This is a genomic window from Simplicispira metamorpha (assembly GCF_004341365.1).
Lineage (GTDB): Bacteria > Pseudomonadota > Gammaproteobacteria > Burkholderiales > Burkholderiaceae_C > Simplicispira > Simplicispira metamorpha.
This window is the reverse complement of the sequence record NZ_SLXH01000050.1, coordinates 1-9,129: the sequence shown is the minus strand read 5'-3', so window position 1 is coordinate 9,129 and position 9,129 is coordinate 1. Positions and strand designations below refer to the sequence as shown.

The window sequence follows — 9,129 nt, the reverse complement described above, 5'->3', positions numbered from 1 at the left end:
CCTGTAGCCACGGCTGCACCTCTACCGTCATCTTGACTTGCCACGTTGTTTTGACGCGTGGCACTTTACATCAAGTACTACGGCTGTAGTACTAGCGTCCGTTAGGTATGTGCAGCGCGCCGCAACAGACAGACACTGAACCCAGACAGAACGCCAACGGGCCCTGACCGGCAACCCCGGCACAGTGTTCCAGCCAGCGTCCTGTCAAGGTCGGCCGCCCCGCAGATCCGCTGCGGAAGCTGCCAGTGTTGAGTCCACATCTTGAAGGAACAGTCATGAAATCCCTTGCTTTCATCGCCCTCGGTGTTATCGCTTCCTCTGCCATGGCATTTGGCCCCGTCCCCCCCACCTCGTCAGCCCCCGCCATCAGCATCACGGGCAACTCGACCCAGACCGTGTCACTGACATCGGCATTCGTCAGCAACAAATCGACAGGCTCCAAGAGCGAAGCGATCCAAAACCTGGCCAGCAACTCCGGTGATGTGACCATCAGCGGCAACTCGACCCAAAGCGTCAACGCCAACATGGGTTCGTCGATTTCCAACGAAGCCACGGGCAGCGATGCCTACGCCAGCCAGAACGTGTCGTCCAACCTGGGTGACGTGACCATTGGCGGCAATTCCACACAGTCCACCACCTTGATGTTTGCATCGCTGTCCAACCTGTCCAGCGGCAGCAACAGCAAGGCCGTGCAAAACGTGGCCAGCAACAACGCCTGCTTCACTTGCGCACCTGGTGCCACTGCCCACAACAGCGGTGGCGGCCCTCGCTGATCGCAAACCCGGTGCAGAGCCTTCTGCACCACCTGTCGGCCAGCCCAGCGCTGCCGACATCCACCTTTGAGGGCGGGCCCACCTTGCCTTGCGCGCCGTGGGCCCCCTTCCCCCCACTTATTTGACGGAGGTGCCCCATGACTATCAATATCCTGTCGCAATGGTTGGCTGCCACGGTTCTGGCCTGGTGCGGCACCGCACTGGTCTGGGCCCAGGCCCCCGGCGAAGACCCGGTCATCTTGGGCAAAAAGCTCGTCATCCAGATGATGCCCACCGGTCCGGCGCAGGCATCAGGCAACATTGACGGCAACACCGGCACCCCCTCCTGGCTGCGCGCACGCATTGCCCGCTACGAAGCCAAGGCCTTCTCGGCAGACACCACCGGCATCCTGACCAACAACGATGTGGTCACTACGGCCAATGCCGAAGGCATGCAAAAGACCTGTGTGCAAGAAGTGGGCAGCAACACGCTGTCAGCCAGCACCACCAACACAGCCCGCTACGGCCCCAACCAGGCGCCGCAGGTCGTTGTACTGCGCGGTGATCTGGTCAACATCTGTAAATAAATCGACATCCATACGCCAAACGCCACAAGCGCCTGCACAGCAGGAGAGGGAGCCTTATGCCGTCCACCACTATTGCGGGCGCTGTAGCGCGCCTTTTGAAGCTCGGTCGCTTTCGTTCAGGCACCTTGCTGGCCTTGGCGGGTGCGGTATGGGTCACAGGGTGCAGTACGCCCATGGATGCACGCAATGACGCGGCCTTCCAGAACCAGGCTTCCATCTCGGACAGGCCCGTGGTGCGCCCCACACGCTCGATCTCCAGCTTCTCGGACTCGTTGCAGTGCATGGATGTGATGCTGCGCGACGCCCAATTGCCCACCACGCTGATCACCAGCAAGCAAATTCCCGACTACTCATCGCGCGTGTCGGTGGCCACCAAGGACATGGTGATTACGGCCATCTCGCAGATGTCGCGGCTGAGCAACGCATTTCGCTTCGTGGACTACGAAGTGGACATTGCGCGCCAGGACACGGTGCAAAACCTCACCACCATCTTGCTCAACAACAACCAGATGCAGCTGCAACGGCCTGCGCTGTACCTGTCGGGGGCCATCGCTTTTGTCGATCAGAACGTCATCAACAACCGCTTTGATGCCGGTCTGTCGGGCCCGCGCATTGACCTGGGCTACAGCAAGAACCGCAATGCCACCATCATCGGGCTGGAGATGCACCTGGGCGACTTTCGCACGCGCACACTGATTCCGGGGCTGGACTCGGCCAACGAGGTCATCGTAGGCACTGGCGGCCAAGGGCTGGACTTGGCAGGGCGCATCGGCACCTACGGCGTGCAGTTCAACGTGGGGCGCGACTACACCCAGGGCGCTGGCAGCGCCGTGCGCACCCTGGTGGAGCTGGCCACCATCGAGCTGATTGGCAAATGGGCACGCATCCCCTATTGGCAGTGCCTGACGCTGGAGCAAACCCACCCCGACTTCCAGCGCCAGCTGCGCGACTGGTATGACGAGGGCGATTCTGTCGTTCAACACCAGCTGGTCAAGCGCTCGCTGATCAGCCGGGGCTACCTGAGCGCCGGGGCCGAACAGTTGCCGGACAACAGCCCCATGCTGCGCCTTGCCGTAGCGCGCTTTCAGACCGATCAGGGCATGGTGGTCAGCGGTGTGATCGACTTCACCACCTACGAGCGTGCGCTGCGCAACTTTGTCACCCTGGGCACCGACGGCAAGCTCGCGCGGGTGGGCTGGGCCACCACCAGCGCCACCCCGGTGGCTGCGGCAGCACCGCCCGACGACACAACCTCGGGGACACCTGCGACCAGACTGGCCTATGGCGCAGCAGCCCCAGCGCGCACCATCGACATGCAGATAGAAAACATCATGCTGGAGCGCACTGCTTTTGAGGTGGGCGAGCAAATCTTCCTGTCGGCCACGCTCTCGCGCACCTCCTACCTGTCGTGTTATCTGGCAGACGCCCGGGGCACGGTCATACGCCTGCTGCCCAACAGCGCCAACCCCTCGGGCTGGGTGTCGGCCAACCAGGCCGTGCGCATCCCCGACTGGATGAGCCCCAACCCCGGCTTCATCATGGACGCAGCCGCCCCCGGCACCGAAGGCGTGGCCTGCTTTGCCACCGACGAAGACCGCCAGGCACAGTTGCCCGAAGCCCTGCGTGGCCCTGCGCTCAAGCCGATCACCGGATACAACCGGCTGGAGCAGATCAACCAGGTCTTTGCCCAGGCGCTGGGCGCAGATGGCTACACCGGCAACGCCAAATACTGGCAGGTGGTGCCACGGCGGCCAGCGCCAGCACAACAGGCCAGCAAATGAGCGCGGCGCCCCGCCACCGCCACACCTGCCAAGGCCATTGCCATGCGCCCATCCCTCCTCCCCCGCGCACGCACGGCCAGGGTCATCCCTGCCGTGCAGGGTGGCGATGCAGCCCCTGCCCTGCTGTGTTGCATTGCGTTGGCGCTGTCACTGGGCGGCGTCTGTGCCCAGGCCTGGACGCAGACCATGCCCCAGGTGCAGCACATAGACCCCACCCAGTTGCGCCCCCCCACACCACGCTACAGCGATAACGGCCAGCAGCGCAGCGCCAGCCCCGCCACACCGCAGCACATAGACCCGGAGCAACTGAAAGCCCCTGTACTGCAGCAACCCGGCCCCAGCAACCTGTCCCAGGAGCGAGCCTTGCAAAAACTGCGCGCCACTGCCAATGCCAACGCGGCTTCGCCCAGCCGCCCCCCTGGCGATCCGCCACCGCGCGAAGCGGCCTGGCTGCTGGGGTTGCTGGCTCTGCATGGCCGGGCCATGCCTGCCGACGCCGCAGACGCACGCCGCTGGTTTGAGCGCGCCCAGCTGCTGGGCCACCCGCTGGCGCCTGCCGGGCTGGCCTGGTGCCTGATTGATGGCTGCGCAGCACCGCCCAACCCGGCCGCAGCACGCCCCTGGATTGCCCGGTTGCGCAGCACCGACCCAGGCCGCGCCCTCTACCTGGAATGGCTGGTGGAAACCAAACTGGCCCCGCTGCACATGGCCACCACCGGGACGCGCGACACAACCGCAGCCCCTCCGCCTTGGCGCGAACTGCTGGTGCGCGCTGCCCAGGCAGGCAACGCGCAGGCCCTCAACGAGCTGGGACTGGAGAGCGTGAGTGCCGGTCGCCTGCCAGAGGCGCTGGCACAGTTTCGCGCCGCCGCACAGCGCTCGCCCGCCGCCGCCGCCAACGCCCAGCTGCTGGCCAGCCGCCTGCAAGCGCCAACGCAGTCGCCACCGCGCAGCCAGAACGCAAATGAATGGTTCACCCAGGCACTGCGTTATCACCGCGGCGACGGCGTACCGTCCAACTACGCAGAGGCACTGCGGCTGTACCAGGTGGCCGCTGCCAACGGCAGCAAACCCGCGCAGCGCATGCTGGAGCGCATCTATTCGCGCCCTGCTGCCGATGGCAGCGTGGACATCGCCTGGATGCAGCAGCTGGCCAACCTGGACGTGACCCGCGAAGGCGCCGTGCTCCCCACCCTGTCAGCGCCCAGCCCGCAGCTTTTTGTGCGCGACCCCACGCCGCTCTACGACATGATCCCGCCGCCCTGGCGCGCCGTACAGGACGGCATCCGCCACTGACAAGCGCCCGCGCGAGCCGCCCTTACTGTAAGAAAGCAGGCTTGGCGTAGCCCTGGAACTTGGTGTCCACCACCGCCTTGTATTCCTTGGAGCGGTACACCTCGGCCAGGTCTTTGGCCCAGGGCGTGTCTTTGTCTGCGCGCTTGACGGCCACCACGTTAAGGTAATGGTCGGGCGTTTTCTCCAGCGCCACGGCCTCGGTCAGCTTCAGGCCCGAGGAGATGGCGAAATTGCCATTGATGATGGCGTACTCGCTGTCGCCCAGCGAGCGTGGCAGTTGCGCGGCCTCCAGCGGAATGAACTTGAGCTTGCGCGGGTTCTCGGCCAGGTCTTTTTCCGAGGCGCGCAGCGGGTCGATGCCGCTCTTGAGCTTGACCAGGTTGTGCTGCTCCAGCAGCACCAGGGCACGGGCCAGGTTGCTGGGGTCGTTGGGCAGGGTCACGCGGTCGCCCGCTTTGGCCTCAGCCAGCGACTTGCGGTTTTTGGAATACACGCCCAGCGGCGCGATGGGGCCTTGCACCAGCTCCACGATGTCCAGCTTCTGGTCAGCGGCAAACTTCTTCAGGTACACCAGATGCTGGAAGAAGTTGGCGTCCAGCGAGCCCTGTGCCAGCGCCAGGTTGGGCTGCACGTAATCGTTGAACTCCACCAGCTTGACCTTGTAGCCCTTCTTTTCCAGCAACGGCACGATGCCCAGCTTGAGCTGGTCGATGTTGGAGCCAGCGGTGCCACCGATGACGAGTTGTTTCTTGGTGGCGTCCTGCGCACTGGCGCCCAAAGACAGGCCACCCAGCGACAAGGCAGCCACCGACAAAGCCAGAACAGAACGGCGAAGCAAAAAGTTTTTCATGGGTAAAGCCACAGAGGTGTGAAAGAAACAGAAAAATAGGGTGCAGATGCGGTGTCAGCGCTTGTCCAAGCGGCGCGCCGCCGTGTTGCCGATGAACTGGATGGCCTGCACCATCACCACCAGCAGCGTCACGGTGAGCACCATCACATCGGTCTGAAAACGGTAGTAGCCATAGCGGATGGCCAGGTCGCCAATGCCGCCGCCGCCCACCACCCCGGCAATGGCCGAGTACGACAAAAAGCTCACCGCCAGCACGGTCAGCGCCAGCACCAGGCCCGAGCGCGCCTCCAGCACCAGCACGCGCCAGACGATTTGCAGCTCCGAGGCGCCCATGGCGTGCGCCGCCTCGATCACGCCCTTGGGCACCTCGCGCAGGCACTGCTCCACCAGCCGCGCCAGGTACGGAATGGCCGCAAACGACAGCGGCACCGCAGCCGCCAACGGGCCAATCGACGTGCCTGCAATCACCCGCGTGAACGGCACCAGCGCCACCAGCAAAATGATGAAAGGAAAAGAGCGCACGGTGTTGACGATCCAGTTGAGCACCAGAAACGCGGGCTTGTTCTCCAGCGACTGCCCCGGCCCCAGCAAAAACAGCAGCACGCCCAGCGGGCCGCCGATGAACAAGGCCGCACTCAGGCCGATGGCCAGCATCAGCAGGGTTTGGCCAATGGCCAGCCACAGCTCGGGCAGGATGGCGATGATGTTTTCAGACATAGGAAGGCTCGGGGGTAAAAAGGGGCACTGCTGGCGCGCTGGCCGGGGTGGCGCGGGCACTGGTGGGATGGGTGCTGGCCGGGGCGCTGTGGCGCAGCGCCTCACGCGCGCGGCGCTCGACCAGCTCGTCAATCTCGCGGCCCAAAACCGTTTTGCGCGGGGCGGGCGGATCGGCCAGGGCAAACTGCTCCACCAGATGGCCGCGCTCCAGAATGGCCACCTGGCTGCACAGCGCCTCCACCACCGACAGCTCGTGCGTCACGATGACGATGGTGACGCCGATTTTTTCGTTGATGTCGCGCAGCGTTTGCAGCAGCGAGCGCGTGGTTTCGCTGTCCAGCGCCGAGGTCGGCTCATCGCACAGCAGTACCTGGGGGCGCGGCGCCAGCCCACGCGCAATGGCCACGCGCTGCTTTTGCCCGCCCGAGAGCTGCGCCGGGTAGCTGCCCGCTTTTTCGGTCAGGCCCACCAGCGCCAGGCACTCGTTGACGCGGGCGTGGATCTCGGCTCGCGAATGGTGGCCGTGGATCTTCAGCGGGAAGGCCACGTTGTCGAACACCGTGGCGTTTTGCAGCAAATTGAACTGCTGAAAAATCATGCCGATGTTCTGGCGCGCCTCGCGCAGGTCGCGCCGCGACAGGCCCGTCAACTCGCGCCCGGCCACCCACACCTGGCCCGCATCGGGGCGTTCCAGCAGGTTGATCAGGCGCAGCAGGGTGGATTTGCCCGCACCGCTTTGGCCAATCAGGCCGAACACCTCGCCCTCGGGGATGTCGAGCGACAGCGGATGCACGGCATCGAACACCGCGCCCTTGGGCAAAACAAAGGATTTGCGCACGCCCTGGAGGCGAATCACGGGCGCCTTGGCGCTGCGCTCTGGAACAGAAGAGGTCATAGCAAAAGAATCAAAAGCCTGGGCACATGCCGGTGGGCCCTGCCCATCAAGAGGAGGCGATTCTGACCACGCCCCGGCCCAAAAGGAACGACTTAATCGGATGCTTCTTATTCCCATAACGAATAAAGAAGCTGCACCAAATTTCCAAAAATGCGTTTTTCAGGCCCGCTGCGCCGCGCTGCCACACCGCACCAGGCGCGTCCATTTGCTATAAAGTTGGTAGCTTCTTGCGCCCACCAGACGGTCGTTACAGCCGTTTTTTTCTTAAAAATTAGGCCTGCGAGGCCAAAGGATTTGGGTGCTGCAACGGCCCGCGCGCACTGGCTACACTTCGCCGACACGCCAGCGTTTCGGCTTTGGGCAGAGCGCGCTGGCGGTGTGTTTTTCTACCTACTTTTCAAGGAACGATGCAATGGGCTTGTTTGATATGTTCAAGAGCGACTCGGGCGACAAAATGACGCCCCACCTGGCATTTGCCACCAGCCTGATCTACATGATGTCGGCCGACGGCGAGATCGACCACGAAGAGATCGGCCACCTGCTGTCCGTGCTGGGTGGCGAAGAGCAAGGCAACGGCACCGTGGGCGTGGGCGCCCAGAACCAGGCTTTGCTGGACAACGCCGTCAAGTACCGCCGCAAGAACCCCATCGACACCTTCCTGCAAGAAGCCGCGCCGCTGCTCAGCGATGCACAAAAAATGTGCATTCTGGTCAACCTGATTGACTCGTCGCTGGTGGACGGCCAGCCCGAACCCGAAGAGCAAGCGCTGTTTGGCAAATTCCTGCAAGCCTTTGGCGTGTCGGAAGCGCGTTTCCGTCCATTCTTTGAAGTGATCGTCCTGAAAAACGACCGCTCGGTGTTCACCAACCAGAACCACCCCAAGAACGACGCCAGCTACCAGGTCAAGATCAGCCTGCCCTCGTAAGCGCACCCGCACCGCCTGCGCCCGTGTGGGCGCGGCCCGCTGCCATCACGCCCTGCTCTTGCCCGCCCCTGCGGCGCCAGTGCAGGGCGTTTGCATGGGGGGCCTGCAAGTCGCCTGATAATGGCCCATGGCCCTGTTTGCAGAAGGCATCCTGAACCTTTACTGGGACCAATCGGTACCCGTCAATCTGGCGCGAATCGCCAAAAAAATGGGCATCGCCATCGTCCTGAGCGACACCCTGGCAGAGTGCGCCCGCCTGGACATCAGCCCCCACAACCTGGCCCGCATCACCATCGGCACGCGCCACCCCGTCATCCACCAGCGCTACGCCGTGGCCCAGGCCCTGGGGCACCGCGCGCTGCACCACCTGCGCCCGGGCACGCACCGGCTGATTGCGGTGCAAGACAACTTTGCCGTGGACCACACCCAGCGCAACGACAGCGAGGCCAACGAGTTCGCCCTGGGCCTGCTCGTTCCCGCCCCCGTGCTGCGCTACAGCGTGCAAGCCATAGGCCCGCGCCCCCAGCCCGAGGTGCAGCTGCAAGAGCTGGCCCATGTGTTCAACGTGCCCCCGCTGCTCATCAAACAGCGCCTGGCCGACCTGGACTTGCGCCTGCCCCAGCCGCTGGCGCTGCAAGTCAACCGCATGGCGCTGCTGTAGATCGCGCCCGGCGCGGCCAGTCACAGATTAGATTGCCCAGCGCAAAGAACGTAACGATCTACGCCGTGTTCTTCCTGAGCCCCCCCGGTAGCGCACCTTCACGCACCCGAACTGCTGCTTGAGCACTCTGAAGGAATGCTCCACCTTGGCCCTGATGCTGGCCTTGGTGCGTTCCAACTGATTGATCAACGCCTACAGAGGTTGATCTTTGTCCAAAGCCCGGCGCAGGCCCGGGCGCATGACCACGTTCCGGCATCACTGGGGATTGGTTCATCCCAGTGCGACAGGCCTGCAAAGTCCCGGAAGGCAGGCACGTCGTAAAGGACCTCTTTCATCGCTGGGGCGCTCAGCTTGAACCATTGCTGCATGAAATGGATGCGCAGCAGGGTCTACACCACAAAGGGCTGCTGGCTCCGACATCCGCTCTCGGGAGCGTAGGTGCGTGCTCAGGCTGCTTTACCTCATGCGCTGATTGTTCTGACTTCAGACTTGGTCAAGCACATCTCTCAGGGATTCATGCAGAGATACCCTACAGTATTGACTTTCAGAGCCAACACACGCAAGGATAATCTTATTAATTAGAAACAAAACGACTTGAAATATTTCTGATTACCCGGATGTTGTCTTGATGAAACTGACCGACATGAGAAAGCTCAGTCCTGCGG

Annotated in this window: 9 protein-coding genes and 1 pseudogene; 6 read left to right on the top strand and 4 right to left on the bottom strand. The window is 63.3% G+C overall.

Going from position 1 to position 9,129, the window contains the following annotated elements; all coding sequences use genetic code 11:
* Positions 1-275 precede the first annotated feature (275 nt).
* From EV674_RS17015 to EV674_RS17000, 4 genes are all read left to right on the top strand, one after another.
* A complete protein-coding gene (locus EV674_RS17015) occupies positions 276-773 on the top strand; it encodes a hypothetical protein (protein WP_132750513.1) in 498 nt (165 codons plus the stop codon).
* 137 nt (positions 774-910) lie between these two features.
* Positions 911-1,339, top strand: coding sequence for a hypothetical protein (locus tag EV674_RS17010; RefSeq protein WP_193552731.1), 429 nt, complete (start codon positions 911-913; stop codon positions 1,337-1,339).
* A 173-nt stretch (positions 1,340-1,512) separates the two neighbouring features.
* Positions 1,513-3,120, top strand: a complete 1,608-nt coding sequence (locus EV674_RS17005) for a DUF4384 domain-containing protein (protein WP_241525044.1) — start codon at positions 1,513-1,515, stop codon at positions 3,118-3,120.
* 42 nt (positions 3,121-3,162) lie between these two features.
* Positions 3,163-4,416 carry an SEL1-like repeat protein gene (locus EV674_RS17000; RefSeq protein WP_241525043.1) on the top strand — a complete coding sequence of 418 codons (1,254 nt, stop codon included), beginning with the start codon at positions 3,163-3,165 and terminating at the stop codon, positions 4,414-4,416.
* Positions 4,417-4,438: 22 nt separating this feature from the next.
* On the opposite strand, the gene EV674_RS16995 is transcribed toward EV674_RS17000, so the two are convergent.
* Genes EV674_RS16995 through EV674_RS16985 form a run of 3 tightly spaced genes read right to left on the bottom strand, consistent with a single transcriptional unit; the run spans position 4,439 to position 6,878 of the window.
* Positions 4,439-5,266, bottom strand: a complete 828-nt coding sequence (locus tag EV674_RS16995) for a MetQ/NlpA family ABC transporter substrate-binding protein (RefSeq protein ID WP_119014861.1) — start codon at positions 5,264-5,266, stop codon at positions 4,439-4,441.
* Between the two features lie 54 nt (positions 5,267-5,320).
* Positions 5,321-5,983, bottom strand: a complete 663-nt coding sequence (locus EV674_RS16990) for a methionine ABC transporter permease (RefSeq protein ID WP_119014862.1) — start codon at positions 5,981-5,983, stop codon at positions 5,321-5,323.
* Complete coding sequence (locus EV674_RS16985; RefSeq protein WP_119014863.1) at positions 5,976-6,878, bottom strand: methionine ABC transporter ATP-binding protein; 903 nt, start codon at positions 6,876-6,878, stop codon at positions 5,976-5,978. The genes EV674_RS16990 and EV674_RS16985 overlap by 8 nt, the downstream gene beginning before the upstream one ends.
* Before the next feature lie 412 nt (positions 6,879-7,290).
* On the opposite strand from EV674_RS16985, the gene EV674_RS16980 reads away from it, so the two are divergent.
* The gene (locus tag EV674_RS16980; protein ID WP_119014864.1) at positions 7,291-7,803 is read left to right on the top strand and encodes a tellurite resistance TerB family protein; all 513 of its coding nucleotides are present in this window, start codon (positions 7,291-7,293) and stop codon (positions 7,801-7,803) included.
* A 127-nt stretch (positions 7,804-7,930) separates the two neighbouring features.
* Complete coding sequence (locus EV674_RS16975) at positions 7,931-8,464, top strand: ImmA/IrrE family metallo-endopeptidase (protein ID WP_119014865.1); 534 nt, start codon at positions 7,931-7,933, stop codon at positions 8,462-8,464.
* On the opposite strand, the pseudogene EV674_RS18045 reads toward EV674_RS16975, so the two are convergent.
* Positions 8,442-8,713 (bottom strand): annotated as a pseudogene (locus EV674_RS18045) (transposase); the annotation flags it as partial. The gene EV674_RS16975 and the pseudogene EV674_RS18045 overlap by 23 nt on opposite strands.
* Between the last annotated feature and the right edge of the window lie 416 nt (positions 8,714-9,129).